At 43.6% G+C, this 14,641-nt stretch carries 15 protein-coding genes; all 15 read right to left on the bottom strand.

Annotated features, from left to right (window positions below; all coding sequences use genetic code 11):
- Nucleotides 1-38: 38 nt before the first annotated feature.
- Complete coding sequence (gene tuf, locus BIW53_RS01465) at nucleotides 39-1,223, bottom strand: elongation factor Tu (protein ID WP_070989959.1); 1,185 nt, start codon at nucleotides 1,221-1,223, stop codon at nucleotides 39-41.
- Between the two features lie 60 nt (nucleotides 1,224-1,283).
- Complete coding sequence (gene fusA, locus BIW53_RS01470) at nucleotides 1,284-3,398, bottom strand: elongation factor G (protein WP_070989961.1); 2,115 nt, start codon at nucleotides 3,396-3,398, stop codon at nucleotides 1,284-1,286.
- 27 nt (nucleotides 3,399-3,425) lie between these two features.
- A complete protein-coding gene (rpsG, locus tag BIW53_RS01475; protein WP_070989963.1) occupies nucleotides 3,426-3,896 on the bottom strand; it encodes a 30S ribosomal protein S7 in 471 nt (156 codons plus the stop codon).
- Nucleotides 3,897-3,998: 102 nt separating this feature from the next.
- A complete protein-coding gene (gene rpsL, locus BIW53_RS01480; RefSeq protein WP_010367657.1) occupies nucleotides 3,999-4,373 on the bottom strand; it encodes a 30S ribosomal protein S12 in 375 nt (124 codons plus the stop codon).
- 322 nt (nucleotides 4,374-4,695) lie between these two features.
- The gene (locus BIW53_RS01490; RefSeq protein ID WP_070989967.1) at nucleotides 4,696-5,199 is read right to left on the bottom strand and encodes a hypothetical protein; all 504 of its coding nucleotides are present in this window, start codon (nucleotides 5,197-5,199) and stop codon (nucleotides 4,696-4,698) included.
- 45 nt (nucleotides 5,200-5,244) lie between these two features.
- Nucleotides 5,245-5,751: a hypothetical protein gene (locus BIW53_RS01495; RefSeq protein WP_070989969.1), complete on the bottom strand. Its 507-nt coding sequence runs from the start codon at nucleotides 5,749-5,751 to the stop codon at nucleotides 5,245-5,247.
- Nucleotides 5,748-6,305, bottom strand: a complete 558-nt coding sequence (locus BIW53_RS01500) for a hypothetical protein (RefSeq protein ID WP_070989971.1) — start codon at nucleotides 6,303-6,305, stop codon at nucleotides 5,748-5,750. Before BIW53_RS01500 ends, BIW53_RS01495 begins: the two co-directional genes overlap by 4 nt.
- A 1-nt stretch (nucleotide 6,306) precedes the next feature.
- Nucleotides 6,307-6,819, bottom strand: coding sequence for a hypothetical protein (locus BIW53_RS01505; protein WP_070989973.1), 513 nt, complete (start codon nucleotides 6,817-6,819; stop codon nucleotides 6,307-6,309).
- Nucleotides 6,820-6,896: 77 nt separating this feature from the next.
- Complete coding sequence (locus BIW53_RS01510; protein WP_070989975.1) at nucleotides 6,897-7,466, bottom strand: hypothetical protein; 570 nt, start codon at nucleotides 7,464-7,466, stop codon at nucleotides 6,897-6,899.
- A 22-nt stretch (nucleotides 7,467-7,488) separates the two neighbouring features.
- Entirely contained in the window at nucleotides 7,489-8,133 is a 645-nt protein-coding gene (locus BIW53_RS01515) for a hypothetical protein (RefSeq protein WP_070989976.1), read from the bottom strand.
- A 26-nt stretch (nucleotides 8,134-8,159) separates the two neighbouring features.
- Nucleotides 8,160-8,660, bottom strand: coding sequence for a hypothetical protein (locus BIW53_RS01520; RefSeq protein ID WP_070989978.1), 501 nt, complete (start codon nucleotides 8,658-8,660; stop codon nucleotides 8,160-8,162).
- 19 nt (nucleotides 8,661-8,679) lie between these two features.
- A complete protein-coding gene (locus BIW53_RS01525; RefSeq protein ID WP_070989980.1) occupies nucleotides 8,680-11,067 on the bottom strand; it encodes a PKD domain-containing protein in 2,388 nt (795 codons plus the stop codon).
- Nucleotides 11,068-11,093: 26 nt separating this feature from the next.
- A complete protein-coding gene (locus BIW53_RS01530) occupies nucleotides 11,094-11,636 on the bottom strand; it encodes a hypothetical protein (RefSeq protein ID WP_070989982.1) in 543 nt (180 codons plus the stop codon).
- 62 nt (nucleotides 11,637-11,698) lie between these two features.
- Nucleotides 11,699-13,645: a hypothetical protein gene (locus BIW53_RS01535; RefSeq protein ID WP_070989984.1), complete on the bottom strand. Its 1,947-nt coding sequence runs from the start codon at nucleotides 13,643-13,645 to the stop codon at nucleotides 11,699-11,701.
- Nucleotides 13,646-13,709: 64 nt separating this feature from the next.
- On the bottom strand, nucleotides 13,710-14,627 hold the full coding sequence (locus tag BIW53_RS01540) for a hypothetical protein (RefSeq protein ID WP_070989986.1): 918 nt from the start codon (nucleotides 14,625-14,627) through the stop codon (nucleotides 13,710-13,712).
- Nucleotides 14,628-14,641: the final 14 nt, after the last annotated feature.

The following is a 14,641-nucleotide window of genomic DNA, read 5'->3' on the forward strand; positions in this document are numbered from 1 at the left end:
TAAGTGACCTTTTTTACAGTGTTACTGCAATCTATTGATTATTCAATGATTGTAGCTACAACACCAGCACCTACTGTACGGCCACCTTCACGGATAGCGAAGCGTAAACCTTCGTCCATCGCGATTGGAACGATTAGCTCAACAGTCATCTTGATGTTGTCACCAGGCATTACCATTTCTACGCCTTCTGGTAACTCAACGTTACCTGTTACGTCAGTTGTACGGAAGTAGAACTGTGGACGGTAGCCTTTGAAGAATGGCGTGTGACGACCACCTTCATCTTTAGAAAGTACGTATACTTCTGAAGTGAACTTAGTGTGTGGGTTGATTGAACCAGGCTTACATAGAACCTGACCACGCTCAACTTCGTCACGCTTAGTACCACGTAGTAGTGCACCGATGTTCTCACCCGCACGACCTTCGTCTAGAAGCTTACGGAACATCTCAACACCCGTACAAGTTGTCTTCGTAGTTTCTTTGATACCTACGATTTCAACTTCGTCGTTCACGTTGATGATACCAGCTTCAACACGGCCTGTTACTACTGTACCACGACCCTGGATTGAGAATACGTCTTCGATAGGCATGATGAATGGCTTATCGATGTCACGCTCTGGCTCTGGGATGTAAGTGTCTAGTGCTTCTGCAAGCTCAACGATCTTGTCTTCCCACTCTTTCTCACCTTCTAACGCTTTAAGCGCAGAACCTTGGATTAGAGGTAGGTCATCACCTGGGAAGTCGTACTCAGAAAGAAGTTCACGTACTTCCATCTCTACTAGCTCTAGAAGCTCTTCGTCGTCAACCATGTCACATTTGTTCATGAATACGATGATGTAAGGTACACCAACCTGACGAGAAAGTAGGATGTGCTCACGTGTTTGAGGCATAGGACCGTCAGTAGCAGCAACTACTAGGATCGCGCCGTCCATCTGTGCAGCACCAGTGATCATGTTTTTAACATAGTCAGCGTGTCCTGGACAGTCTACGTGTGCGTAGTGACGAGTTGGTGTATCGTACTCAACGTGTGAAGTTGAGATTGTGATACCACGCTCACGCTCTTCTGGAGCGTTATCGATTGATGCGAAGTCTTTAGCTACACCACCGTATACTTTTGCAAGTACGTTAGTGATTGCTGCTGTTAGAGTTGTTTTACCGTGGTCAACGTGGCCGATTGTACCTACGTTTACGTGCGGTTTTACGCGTTCAAACTTTTCTTTTGCCATCTTAAAAAATTCCTATAAAGAAATTAAAGTCCAGCCCTTAGAGACCGGACCGAACTAAAATTACTTAACAGCGCGAGCTGCAATAATTGTGTCAGATACACTCTTAGCCGCCTCTGCGTACTTGGAAAATTCCATTGAGTACGAGGCACGACCTTGTGTAGCTGAACGAAGATCGGTTGCATAACCAAACATTTCAGAAAGAGGTACTTGAGCATTAATTTGCTTCAAGCCACCAAGTGCTTCTTCCATGCCTTCGATTATGCCACGACGACGGTTTAAATCACCTACTACATCACCCATGTTAGTTTCAGGGGTGATAACTTCAACTTTCATAACTGGTTCTAAAATAATCGGCTGCGCCTGTAGTGCACCGTTTTTAAAACCAATTGAACCTGCGATTTTAAACGCCATTTCGTTTGAGTCTACGTCATGGAACGAGCCATCAAACAACGTCGCTTTAACACCCAATAGCGGATAACCGGCAAGTACACCTTGTCGCATCTGCTCTTGAATACCTTTATCAACCGCTGGAATATACTCTTTTGGTACTGCGCCACCTACGATTTCGTTAACGAATTCATAAGTTGGAGCCTCATCATCAGAGATGTCCATCGGTTCAAGCTTAAGCCAAACATGACCATATTGACCGCGACCACCAGATTGACGTACGAATTTACCTTCAGCTTCCACCGTGTTACGAATCGTTTCACGATATGCCACTTGCGGCTTACCAACGTTACATTCAACGCTGAATTCACGTTTCATACGATCAACAATGATATCTAAGTGTAGTTCACCCATACCAGAGATGATCGTTTGACCTGATTCTTCATCCGTTTCTACACGGAATGATGGGTCTTCTGCCGCTAATTTACTTAGCGCGATACCCATTTTATCTTGGTCAGCTACGGTTCTTGGCTCAACTGCAACTGAAATCACCGGCTCTGGAAATTCCATGCGCTCTAAAGTGATAACAGCTTCTTGTGAACATAATGTGTCACCAGTAGTCACATCTTTCAGACCAATGGCAGCGGCGATGTCACCAGCGCGCACTTCCTTGATCTCTTCACGAGAGTTTGCATGCATTTGAACAATACGGCCCAAACGCTCTTTTTTGCTTTTAACCGGGTTATATACCGCGTCACCCTGTCTAACTGTACCAGAGTAAACACGGAAGAAAGTTAAAGTACCTACAAATGGGTCTGTGGCAATTTTAAATGCCAATGCCGAGAACGGCGCACTATCATCTGCAGGGCGAGTACCTTCAGAGTCGTCTTCTAGAATACCCTGAATCTCTTTAACTTCAGTAGGTGATGGCATGTATTCAACCACTGCGTCAAGCACTGCTTGTACGCCTTTGTTTTTGAATGCACTACCACAGGTCATTGGCACAATTTCATTGGCCAATGTCTGCTTACGAAGCGCCGCTTTAATTTCAGCTTCGCTTAGTTCACCGTCTTCTAAATATTTGTCCATTAGTTCTTCAGACGCTTCAGCTGCGCTCTCAACCATGTGAGCACGCCATTCTTCAGCTAAGTCTTGAAGCTCTGCTGGGATCTCTTCATAAGTGAACGTCATCCCCTGGTCTTCATTATTCCAGTTGATAGCTTTCATTTTGATGAGATCGATAACACCTTTAAATTCGTCTTCAGCACCAATTGGTAACTGAATAGGCACAGGTGTGGCGCCCAGGCGAGATTTCACCTGTCCCACAACAGCAAGGAAGTCTGCGCCAGTGCGATCCATTTTGTTTACGAAGACCATGCGAGGTACTTCGTATTTGTTCGCCTGACGCCAAACTGTTTCTGTTTGTGGCTGTACACCTGATGAAGCACACAACACGACAACTGCACCATCGAGTACACGTAAAGAACGTTCTACTTCGATGGTAAAGTCTACGTGCCCTGGAGTATCAATAATATTGATACGATGGTCGTCAAACTGCGCGTCCATTCCTTTCCAGAAACACGTGGTTGCAGCAGACGTGATAGTGATACCACGCTCCTGCTCCTGCTCCATCCAGTCCATAGTTGCAGCACCATCGTGAACTTCACCGATCTTATGAGAAAGACCTGTGTAGAACAGAACACGTTCTGTCGTGGTGGTTTTGCCTGCATCTACGTGAGCACAAATACCGATATTACGGTAGCGCTCAATAGGAGTTGTACGTGCCATATTATCCTCTTAAAGGGTGTTAGCAGATTACCAACGGTAGTGAGCGAATGCTTTGTTCGCTTCAGCCATACGGTGAACGTCTTCACGTTTCTTAACCGCAGTGCCTTTGTTGTCAGCAGCGTCAACGATCTCTTGAGCTAAACGTAAGCCCATAGATTTCTCGCCACGCTTACGTGCAGCTTCAACTAACCAACGCATACCTAATGCGTTGCGACGAACTGGACGTACTTCAACTGGTACTTGGTATGTAGAACCACCAACACGGCGAGATTTAACCTCAACCTGTGGACGTACATTGTCAAGTGCAGCTTCAAAGATTTCTAGGTGCGACTTGCCTGATTTCTCAGCAGCCACGTCTAACGCACCGTATACGATTTTTTCAGCAGTAGATTTCTTGCCGTCTAACATTACTACGTTAACGAATTTAGCAAGAAGTTCTGATCCGAACTTCGGATCTGGAAGAATTTTACGTTGACCTATTACGCGTCTTCTAGGCATTTTATATCTCCGGTATCTTCAGGTTCGCCTTTTTGGGCGACTCCCAAAACAAATTATTTAAAAATTAAAACTTAAGTGCTTGGCCTTACTAACGGAGAACCATTAGCCCTTAGGGCGTTTTGCACCGTACTTAGAACGAGCCTGTCTACGGTCGTTTACGCCGGCACAGTCAAGTGCACCACGAACAGTGTGGAAACGCACACCTGGTAAGTCTTTAACACGACCACCACGGATTAGGATTACACTGTGCTCTTGTAAGTTGTGGCCTTCACCACCGATGTATGATGTTACTTCGAAACCGTTAGTTAAACGTACACGCGCTACTTTACGTAATGCTGAGTTTGGTTTCTTAGGTGTAGTTGTATATACGCGAGTACATACACCACGCTTTTGCGGACAAGCTTTAAGCGCAGCTGAGTTACTTTTTGTAACCTTGCTACGACGTGGCTTACGCACTAGCTGGTTAATAGTTGCCATTAAATAGCTCCTGATTAGTTAAAATTACTACTGAAAAAATATAAAAAATCGACCCAATTTCTTCGCCATTTTCATGGAACGAATAAATGGGTGGCCGAATTTTAATGAGCAAAGATTGACCTGTCAATAAAAACCGTCCCAAAAGCGCTAACTTTAACGCTTTTGAAGGGGATTGTTGCTGGTTCACGCGCAAAACAGTGAATACTGTAATTGGTAGGCGAAGTGAGAACTCCATGACTCGAGACGAAAGTACTATCTTATCAAGAAATTTGGAGTTATCACCTAGAACTCTATTTCTGCAATTAATTCTACAATTTCGCAGCTAGAACTTACTCGTCATGTACAGCCTAAGGTCAATGTTTTCAATATCGGTATAGTACATACGAGCAAGGCTACCCAGTTTGTCCATCCTCACCTTTACTGATTCACACCCTGCTGGAATTGGGTGATTTTCAACTCGAAACTGAGGCTTAACCACATAACTTGCTCTGTCATAACGCACACCATACGACGTATCGGAGTCAACTACAACGTTGTTACAGTATACTGATACGGTCATACCAAAGTTTGACGAGTACCATGCCGATGTAATATCACCTGTTAACTGAACATCTAGCTCCGTAAGTCCCCATGAACCATACATTGGAAACTCAATTTCATATGCGACTTCGGCATACTTATCAACACCATTTTCACGCTTATAAAGCTGCTTAATTACTTGCACGTCACCCTTGGTTATCTGGGCTGTTTCGCCAACAAAAAAGGTTGGCAGTGCCGATACGCTTGATGCCATCATACAGGCACCTAGTGCTATTAAGTGTTTCATTAACCACTCCTTGTAATTAAAGGCACCTAGAGGTGCCTTGTAATATTAACGAGGTATATGCTCAATAATTTGAACGTTAAATTGCAGATCAGTCACTATGGTATAGAACTGGCGACTTAGGTGACCTTCTTTATCTATGCGAACAGTCATCTTCTGGCAGTTTCCGTCTGTATTGATATAGCTTGAGATACTTGGCTTAGCTAAGTATGAAACACCATCAATTCTTATACCAAAGTCCATATCTTCACCTATAAAAATAGGCGTATTTATATAGGGTGAATCGCAAGTCACTGATAGTGTGGCAGCCATGTTACCTGCAAACCATCGCGTATAGACTTTACCAGCGATACGGTAGTTTAGATCCTGTCCAAAATCACCGTCCACGTCCAGCGTAGTTTCATAAGCTACTACCGCTTCTCGTCCTGCATATGGTTCTGTTATAGCCGTAAAATCACTAAAACCTAGCTCATAAGCCACACCGCCAACATCAATAGGGTCTGCGAATGCTTGAGAAGCTGTTAATAAACTCGAAATAATGAGTAGTTTTTTCACTGTATAACCTCATAATATGATGCACTTGGCTTTGAAGTGTTATTCTTCAAAGTGATTGAACCTTGTATTTTGGCCATAGGTTCACCACTTAGGGTGGATACGTTGAGCTTGACTAACTGACATGTTACTGGCGTCAACTTGACCAACGAAACATCGAACGCTAAGGTGCTGTCTGCACTAGTAAGTATTTCATTTGTATACTCACTGTAGCTCTTACGGTCTTCGTATAAAGGCTGATCGTCACAAGTTACAGCGATGTTCACTTCATGTAAAACTTCACTTTGAGAAGTATTTTCATACCCCCCCATACACTGCAACCCTTGCCACTGAGTACATGCAGGCTGCTGACCAGAGCTTAACGCTCCCTGACCCGATATCACCAAGTTTAATTCGATTACTGAAGCACTGGTTAGTCCAGATGCAGCAAGATTCAATTCATAACTGTTGCCCTGTTGCAACATATCTGCATCTGTGAATGTATTGCTTATCTCAGAGGCAAGACCTAGGGTGCTGAATGCGAGCAAGCTGGTGCCCATTGCAATTGCTTTTAACATCTTAAAGTGCTCCTTGAGGTGAGTTAAATCCCTTTACTGCAATAGCAAACGAAATATCTTGAATACGAGTGTAGAACTGGCGGCTCAAAGACCCTTCTTTAGATAATTCGATTTTTAACTGAGTACAGCCCTCAACGCCTTTTCTTAACTCAGTGATTGTCGGCTGAGCAGGTGTCGACTGACCATCAACGCGCTTGCCATAAGCTTTACTCATTCCAACTGGAACACCATTGCAGCTCAACTTAGTCACTAAAGCGAAATTAGACGCAAACCAACGTGCCGAAACCTCACCATTGGCATCAAAAAATAGTGCCGACTGCGCGCCTTGTACGTCCACTAAAGCTTGGTAGCCCGTGACAACAGTTCGACCAGCCCACACTGTTGTAATGGGCGTAAAATCCGCAGTACTCAATTGCAATGTTTCTTGATTGACAGTCACAGTGTTGCCTGTCTCCAAGGCAACTACACTGCTCGAACAGGCCAAGATGCCTGCTGCTAACAAAAGTTTTTTCATCTTTTATTTCCTTGTATTCGTGCTATGTACAAGGCTAGTAACACAACCTCCAGCCTTGTACAGCATTCCTTTATTGGTTAATCCAATGCCTCGGAGATCATCACATTCAAGTCTAAATAACTGGGCTGAGAAGAACTTTTGTTGAAAGTCAATTTCAAGTCCAGTTGTGTGCAACTACCGCCAGTAATCGCCGAGCGCGAAATATAAAACTTATCTCCTGAGTCAGAGGCACTGAATGAACCACACGAGACACTTAAATTCATGTACTTAGCCGCTCTACCAGAAATATCAAAGTACAGCTTTTGCCCAAAATCATTGTATACAGGCAGCGACAATGTGTAGCCCGAATACTCGTCCACGACCAATGGGTCTAAACCAGGACAGGTATAAGTCACTCTCTGATAAATAGGTGTAAAGTCACTGCGACTTAAGGTGTAACGTTCTCCCCCGATAAAAATCGGAGATGCCTGCTGAATGTTTAGATTAAAGGCTTGCACCCCAAGCGACATGACCTCTGGACCTGTACTATAAGTACATGGTTCAGTCGGTGGTGGGTAGATGCCATCATTTGGCTTAGCCTGAGCCGAAAGCGAACTTACCGCAGCCAAAGCAAGCAAAGTACCACTACACAAATTAACTAATTTCATATCAATTCCTTTTTTAAACTACTTAGTTAAGCTCTTCAGAGATCATAATGTTTAAGTCAATAGCAGTCGGTGCTGTCGAATTAGTGAATGAATATTTCACTAGCATTGATTTACAGCTACCACCGGTGTTTTGTTGCTTCGAAACCACCCACTTAGTACCAGAGTCGGAGCCACTGAAAGAACCACATGATACAGATAGATTCATTGATTTATCTGAACGACCACTGATGTCAAAAAACAGGTCTTGGCTATAATCACCATACACAGCGAATCTCGCTTCATAACCAGTTAAAACGTTCACTGTGATGGGCTCAGGCATAAGGCATGGCTCATAAATCACACGGGTAGTATAGACAGGAGTAAAGCTTGACTTGTTTAACGTATAACGTGCACCACCAATATATATTGGAGAGGTCATCGTCACGGCTTTAGCTGCTTCCACCATTTCCTTTGGTGAAACTGATTGATACTCTTTTAGCGCTTCAATTCGAATGTCGCAATATCTGTCACGGTATCTGTCACAACATGGGTATCGTAGCGCAAGCTCTTGAGCTGACAACTCAAGCATAGATGAAGCGTCTACAGTTAACGCTTCAGTACTTGCCGTAGCACGAAACGAAAGTATGGTCAGCGCCGAGAAAATGAGCAGTATCAATTTAGTTTTCATAACAATTTCCTTTTTTAGTTAGTGTATTAGAAGCTAAGATTTAAGAAGACGATGAGGTTCACGTTCAGTGCGTCAATCGTTGCTGCTGGGTTAGTTGCTGATGAGCCTGTTTTGTTGATTCTAAGCTTCAACTCTTGACACTCACCATTGGTTTTTGTGCGGTTATAAATAGAGAAACGAGCAGGTATTAAACGGCCTCTACGATTGATAACCACATCAGCGTCATAGCCAATATCAACGCCAGAACAAACTACCGACATGTCCATCAACATCGGAGAACCATCCGTTGTGCCTACCGCTTCACCACTGACGTCGAATATCAGCTCAGGGTAATCACCAATAAAGTCATCATACATATCCACTCCAACTGGTATTGCTGCGTCATAACCCACAATGTGACCATTTGCATAGACCGGAGTGAAGTCACTCATTGTGTAGCTATATTGTTCACCACCTACATAGATAGGTTCGATAGCTTGAGCGCCAAAAGAGAGCATAAATGCCAATGCAGTTGTTAATTTTTTCATTGTAAAATTTCCTTTTAGTTTATTGATTACAAATAGTTACAAAACCTCTAGCGGGAATATCAACCGAGTAAAATACATTCATCAGCTGACTACTTGGCGTGGTAATTTTTAAATTATCATCCACGTATAGTTCATACTTAGCGGTTGCTGGTAAGCTGAATGCTTGAGTTGATCTTCCTAAGCCGTCGAGTGTAAAGCTGATTTTTTGATCATATTCAGCTGTGATAGAGCCCATTTCAGGGATGGTTGAAAGCATACGATAGCCAACCTCAATAACGTCAGGACCACTGTACTGAGGGCATGTTAATAGCCTGACTTCAATCGGTTGCATGTGTGGCACAAACGCATCACCCAAGTTGATAACAAATTCATCCTGAGTGATACTCGGCGCTGTATAGACACCTGAAGCTAAACGTTCATCTTCGGTCCTAACAACCAAAGGAGCTCCTTCTTCAACTTCTACTCGAGCATTTAGCACCCCCTGTGCATCGCTAACATATTGCTGTCCATTGATATTTAGACCTGCATTCGCAACTGGATGTCTATAAGAGTTAACTATCTTCCCTCTGACATAGCCTGTAAGCATATTGACGGGATCTGAGACATTTAAGCGCACTGATTGAGTAGTTACGTTATCTGCTGAATCGCTAAGATGCAGGTTAATAGAGTATGTACCCGCTACATCTGCTACTAAGCTGGTCGTAGCTATCGTATTGGTAGATAACTGTGCTGTTGAATCTTCAGGCTTATCCAAAGACCACTGATAAGTGAGCGCATCACCCTCTGGGTCGTAACTTGCCGACGCATTGAACAGCACTTGCGCTCCCACTTCAGCTTCTCTTGGTGCGTCATTTTCTAACACAATAACCGGTGGTAAATTAGATTTCACTTGCACTGTATGCGTTAACGGATCGGAGTAATATTGACCGTCATGAACACGTAAAGAAACAATATAGTTACCAAGTTCTGTTGGAGTGAAAAATGCAGTGCCGTCATCTCTTGTATGTAATTGAACCTCAGCCGCACTTTCAATAAGTTGCCACTCATATGTCAGTGTGTCGTTGTTAGGATCTGAGCTTTGGCTGGCGTCCAGTTCAACCGTATCGCCAATGTACACCTCACCCGGACCAGAAAGGTGGGCTGTTGGCTTCTGATTATCATCAATGTAATAGGTTTGGGTATTGGATGTTACTTCAGTTTGACCATCAGATACGCTTACTGCAATAGCATATTCACCAGCTACATCAGGGTGTAACTTGGCCACAGCGTCTGTCGCTGCTTGCAGTTCTGCCATACTCTGCTGTGGACGACTAAGCAACTGCCATTGATACGTCAGCGGCTCACCCTCTGGGTCGAAACAAGACTGACAAATAAGTTCAAGCGGCTCGATTGGTGCATTAATATCTGCACCAAGCTGTGCAACAGGTGGTAAGTTATCCGTGGTTACTGACAGTAAGTATGAAGCTTGTGCAGCAGCACCTTGTGAGTCAGTAACACTCACTGCTACTTCGTAATCGCCCAGTGTTATGGCTGAGAAGCTTGTTTGCGCACCAAACAATGTACTTAGATTGGCATCAGCACCCTCAGGCTGTGACACCACCTCCCAAGCAAATGACAAACTGTCAAATCTATCAGGGTCATAACTTTCACTGGCATCAAGCGCTATAACTTCGTTTGGCTTAATCTGGCTCTTTGCATCCTTGATCACTACGACAGGAGGTGAATTGACATCCAATGCATCACTGGTGATCGTCAGTGTATCTGTGGCGATGTCACCTTGCTCATTTTGCACACTCAGTTCGACAATGTATTGCCCAACCTGATCCGCAACGAAGGTAGCTTTTACCTTTTTATCTATAAATATTCTTGCTTGGCTATTGTCTGGTTTTTCTATAATGCGCCAATGATAGCTAGTGATGACCCCATCCAAATCACGACTTTCGCTACCATCAAGCGCTACAATCTGACCTTTTTTCACGGTAATATCTTGTCCAGCAGATGCTGTTAAAGTCATTTCACCATTGAGAGCAAACTCGAACTTGGAGGGTTTGCTATACGCTTTGCCATCACTCGCAGTTAAAGTGAGTACATACTTATCACTATTGCTAAGCTGAACAGTAATTTCTTCTTTGTTATGCTGTTCTAATGCAACAGGAGTTTGCTCAGCACCTTTGGTTAGTTGCCACTCATAGCTCAATACATCCCCATCAGGATCGTAGCTTTTCGAAGCATTAAAATGCACTAACTTGTTTGTAGTAATATTTGTATCACTCGTGGTGATCACTGCAACAGGTGCTTGATTTTTAGCAGCATTATTTGTTTCTGCTTGTACCTCTGTACTACTAGAACCCCCACATGCGGAGATCAGTATGCACAGCGGAATGGGAAAGCTATTTTTCCATATCATGTCAGTATTCCTTTTTTAACTCTCAATTAATTGTACGCTGCTTGCCTAATAGCTTCGGTTAGCGCCATAGCTTGCTTCCCCAACACTCGAGCATGTTCAGCTATTTGATTTTGTTCATATAAAATATCGTCATCTAAACTCTGAGAGGCGGAACCCGATGCGACGACATCTTTGTTTCGCTCTTCAACTCGGTTTGCAAGCGCTGCCAAGCGCTCTTTTTGCACCCGTGTTGCCTCACGATATGCATTGACCTGATCTTTAAGGTGCGGAAAAGAAGTGATAATAAACTCGTAATATTCCTCTTCTTTACTGGGGTCAACTTGGTTCGCCTGCTCAATAACCGCTGACGGATTACGATAATTTTTTGCTCTTGCTACGATCTCTTCTACGCTTTTTCTCGTCGTAACAACTTTTGGCTCTGGAGCCTCTGGTTCTTTGTATTCTTTATCCATTTCTACCTTTGGGCTTTTAGTCTGAGGCTGTACTTCATCTGTAGGGGTATACACAATCCAACCCAAATAACTGATTACAGCTGTGCAGATGACTGCAATTACAATCTTTGCCTTCATAAAAAATCCTAAATTAACGTTTGGAACAATATGAGGGGGCAAGCCCCCTCAGAAATCATGGCTTAGTTACATTGACTAGAGTCAACGCACACTTTAGCTTTGATAGAAGCACTGCCTTGATATACGTTGAATGAGTCTTTCTCGTATCGTTTCCAGATCTTTCCGTATTCATGTGAAACGTGAGATGTAGTACCTTGTGCTTTAGAGCCACCGATCTTATCTAGGGCACGTAAAACAACATTTGCAAACTGACAATATGCATTCCGACAAACTGTCAACAAGCCGTCACCGATCGTTTTACCTACATCGCTTTGACCTGGATCTGTTATTTCAGGGTCTTTAACAATCACATCATAAGACTCTGCGTAAACTGCTAAGAACATTTGCCACATATCGTTGTACATTTGTGTTTCAAACTTCTCAGCCAGTCTTGCAGCTTCTTCAGGATCACTTGATTGCGGTACTAAGCTCAGCTTACATTCCATACCTAGCTCATCACGAGCCGTAGTACGAATATGATCCCAGCTCTTCGTTTTCGTCTTGAACCAGCTCCAGCTCTTAGACTTACCAGCATTTCTCCAGTAACTGTTCATGCGATCAACGTCGATTGAACACTCACCTTTGAGTTTGCCAGGATACGCATAATAGCTGTATGAAAGCGCAATATTCGTTGCAAATACAGGGCTGTTAAGAACAGGCTTGTATTCATCACGTGTCACTTTCCAAGACGCAGTTGTGCCATTATGAGTCGCAGTGTAGTTACGCTCTACATTCGCCTCATAATCACCACAACGCGCATCTTTTGTTACGTGGAAGTCAATACCACCAGAACCGAGTGAGTCCCAAGTAGTTGTGTCAAAATGAATTTGGTCACCCACTGTTTCACGCTCAAACGGCATGGTTCTGTCACCAATGTTGCCGAAGTTAATGATGGTATTCGACGGGTAAGTCCAAACGTTTTTGCGGAAAATAGGCTGATTATCGTCTGTTGAGATATTTGGGTTATCTCGAGTCACACCTGAGTTGAGACGAATATCAAATACGTTCAGTTGCTGAACTGAGTAGTCTGTTTGGCCTGCACTTCTTAGCGTATTAGACAAGATAGCAGCTTCGTTACCCCACAAGTTGTAACCTGCAGAAGCAATACCCGCGATCAGGCTGCCAGCTTCTGTAACTGCTTTATACTCAATGTCATACGCATTGTTTACGATCATAAGCTGAGACTCGTACAAGCGCATTGCAAACTCTAGTTGACTGTTAAGACGGTTTAGCTTGTCTTCAAACGCTTTGTACTCACCTTTAGCCGCGTAGTAGTCTTCGCGGATTGCGTCTTTACGCTCGTCAACTTCTTTTACCTTCGCTCTTGCAGCTTCAATCAGTGGAGTATACGTATTGGCTACACCAACGATACACTCATACATTTTAGAGAAGTCACCACCAGAGTTTACGATACATTGGTTGTTCGCTGCTGCTTGATCATCTTTGAGCGTGTCTAGTTCGTCTCTGTATAGCTCTGATTCATAAGCAATATCTGACCACTGTGCTTCTAATACGTGATATCTATCAATCAAGCCGCCATTTGCAAGCGCAAGGTTATAGATCTCTTCTGACTTATTGCCAATGTTGATAGTCGCAGCAGTATTGCGCGCAGGAATACCGACAGTTAGCTGAAAGTAGTTACTAACAAAATCACCATTGTCAATCGCTTGCTTAATAGCCTGCTCGGTTGCTGGTAATCTGTTTGCTTGCTCTTTCATTGCGACATATGCAGAACAGCTAGGGCCACCGCCTGTGTCGAAATAAGTGCCGATAATCTCCTTATCGTTAGCAGGGCCCACATGGAGCGTCTTAGGGTTTTCATGATCCTGAACCACATCACCAACCCCAGCTGGAGTATGAATACCCAACTTACTAAGTGGATTGCCTGATGTTGTGTCAGGTAAAGCATGTGCCGTGGCACTGTGTACCAAAGCGGCTGCAACAGATGTTGCTATGAGTTTTCCGTACATAGTTATATTTCCTTTACGGTATGGATAGATCCTTTGCGATTCGGACTGAGTATTACAAAAGCACTTATAGCCTTGTGCTTAATTTACTAACTGCACTTTGCAGAATCGTACGATCCCTGCCTACGTATTTATTCGCAAGCCACGCAGTCTGTGAGTTTAAGAAGTTGTACAACTGAGAAATATTGCTTTCATTTACATAAAGAGCAGAAGACAGCGAGCTTCTTAAGTTCGCAAGTTGAGCCGTACATAAACTCGAGTAACTTCCAGTGCCACAGTTATTTTCTAAATAAGTTTTTGTGCTGCTTAAATCAGCCAACACATCTCGTAGCTCTTCTGCCAAGATGTCGTCTTCAACATCAAATTGCATAAACTCCAAGGTGGCAATTGTGTTGTTGATAGCCGTAAGTAAATTTGTGTGGCCTGTTGAGGGTACAGCTTGTCCAATCAAGCGCTCTAAGTGAAGATTAAAAGACACTAGGTGCGTAGCAACTTGATTGAAATAACGAGGCTCTGGGTAGGTAACCAGTTGCTGAACTTCTAACTTACAACCCGGTTTCATCGCCTGAAAACCTGTTGCTCCTGATAGCTCCTCAAAGTTTAATACCGAAGCGTTGTTACCATGAGTTAGTTCAACCGAGCTTGGCTCATAGGTACGAGACCCAGCGATACGGTTTGATACGGAAGAGCCATCCGCATTTGATAACGTGAAGCGCACTGATAGTGGACGTATTGATTCACATGCAAAGGTGTAGTTAAGCATCGTTTTAAACAAGCCATTATTAATCAGGCTACCGCTTGCATAAGCATTATTTTTCTCAGCGTACACATTCATGCCTGAGAATTGACAAGGTGGAACAAAACGTTTTCCTTGTGACGTCATACGCGATTGACATTGTTCTTCGGCATCAAAAACCTTGACCGGAAAGGCATAAGCCGACGCCGCACTTGTCAAAGACAAGGTCGCTATTAATAAAGCTTTCATTATTTATATCCTTT

It is taken from the genome of Pseudoalteromonas byunsanensis, assembly GCF_001854475.1.
Taxonomy (GTDB): Bacteria; Pseudomonadota; Gammaproteobacteria; order Enterobacterales; family Alteromonadaceae; genus Pseudoalteromonas; species Pseudoalteromonas byunsanensis.

Coding starts and splice junctions, on each gene's coding strand:
- tuf (WP_070989959.1), bottom strand. CDS start 1,223: ATGGCAAAAGAAAAGTTTGAACGCGTAAAACCGCACGTAAACGTAGGT.
- fusA (WP_070989961.1), bottom strand. CDS start 3,398: ATGGCACGTACAACTCCTATTGAGCGCTACCGTAATATCGGTATTTGT.
- rpsG (WP_070989963.1), bottom strand. CDS start 3,896: ATGCCTAGAAGACGCGTAATAGGTCAACGTAAAATTCTTCCAGATCCG.
- rpsL (WP_010367657.1), bottom strand. CDS start 4,373: ATGGCAACTATTAACCAGCTAGTGCGTAAGCCACGTCGTAGCAAGGTT.
- BIW53_RS01490 (WP_070989967.1), bottom strand. CDS start 5,199: ATGAAACACTTAATAGCACTAGGTGCCTGTATGATGGCATCAAGCGTA.
- BIW53_RS01500 (WP_070989971.1), bottom strand. CDS start 6,305: ATGTTAAAAGCAATTGCAATGGGCACCAGCTTGCTCGCATTCAGCACC.
- BIW53_RS01505 (WP_070989973.1), bottom strand. CDS start 6,819: ATGAAAAAACTTTTGTTAGCAGCAGGCATCTTGGCCTGTTCGAGCAGT.
- BIW53_RS01510 (WP_070989975.1), bottom strand. CDS start 7,466: ATGAAATTAGTTAATTTGTGTAGTGGTACTTTGCTTGCTTTGGCTGCG.
- BIW53_RS01515 (WP_070989976.1), bottom strand. CDS start 8,133: ATGAAAACTAAATTGATACTGCTCATTTTCTCGGCGCTGACCATACTT.
- BIW53_RS01520 (WP_070989978.1), bottom strand. CDS start 8,660: ATGAAAAAATTAACAACTGCATTGGCATTTATGCTCTCTTTTGGCGCT.
- BIW53_RS01525 (WP_070989980.1), bottom strand. CDS start 11,067: ATGATATGGAAAAATAGCTTTCCCATTCCGCTGTGCATACTGATCTCC.
- BIW53_RS01530 (WP_070989982.1), bottom strand. CDS start 11,636: ATGAAGGCAAAGATTGTAATTGCAGTCATCTGCACAGCTGTAATCAGT.
- BIW53_RS01535 (WP_070989984.1), bottom strand. CDS start 13,645: ATGTACGGAAAACTCATAGCAACATCTGTTGCAGCCGCTTTGGTACAC.
- BIW53_RS01540 (WP_070989986.1), bottom strand. CDS start 14,627: ATGAAAGCTTTATTAATAGCGACCTTGTCTTTGACAAGTGCGGCGTCG.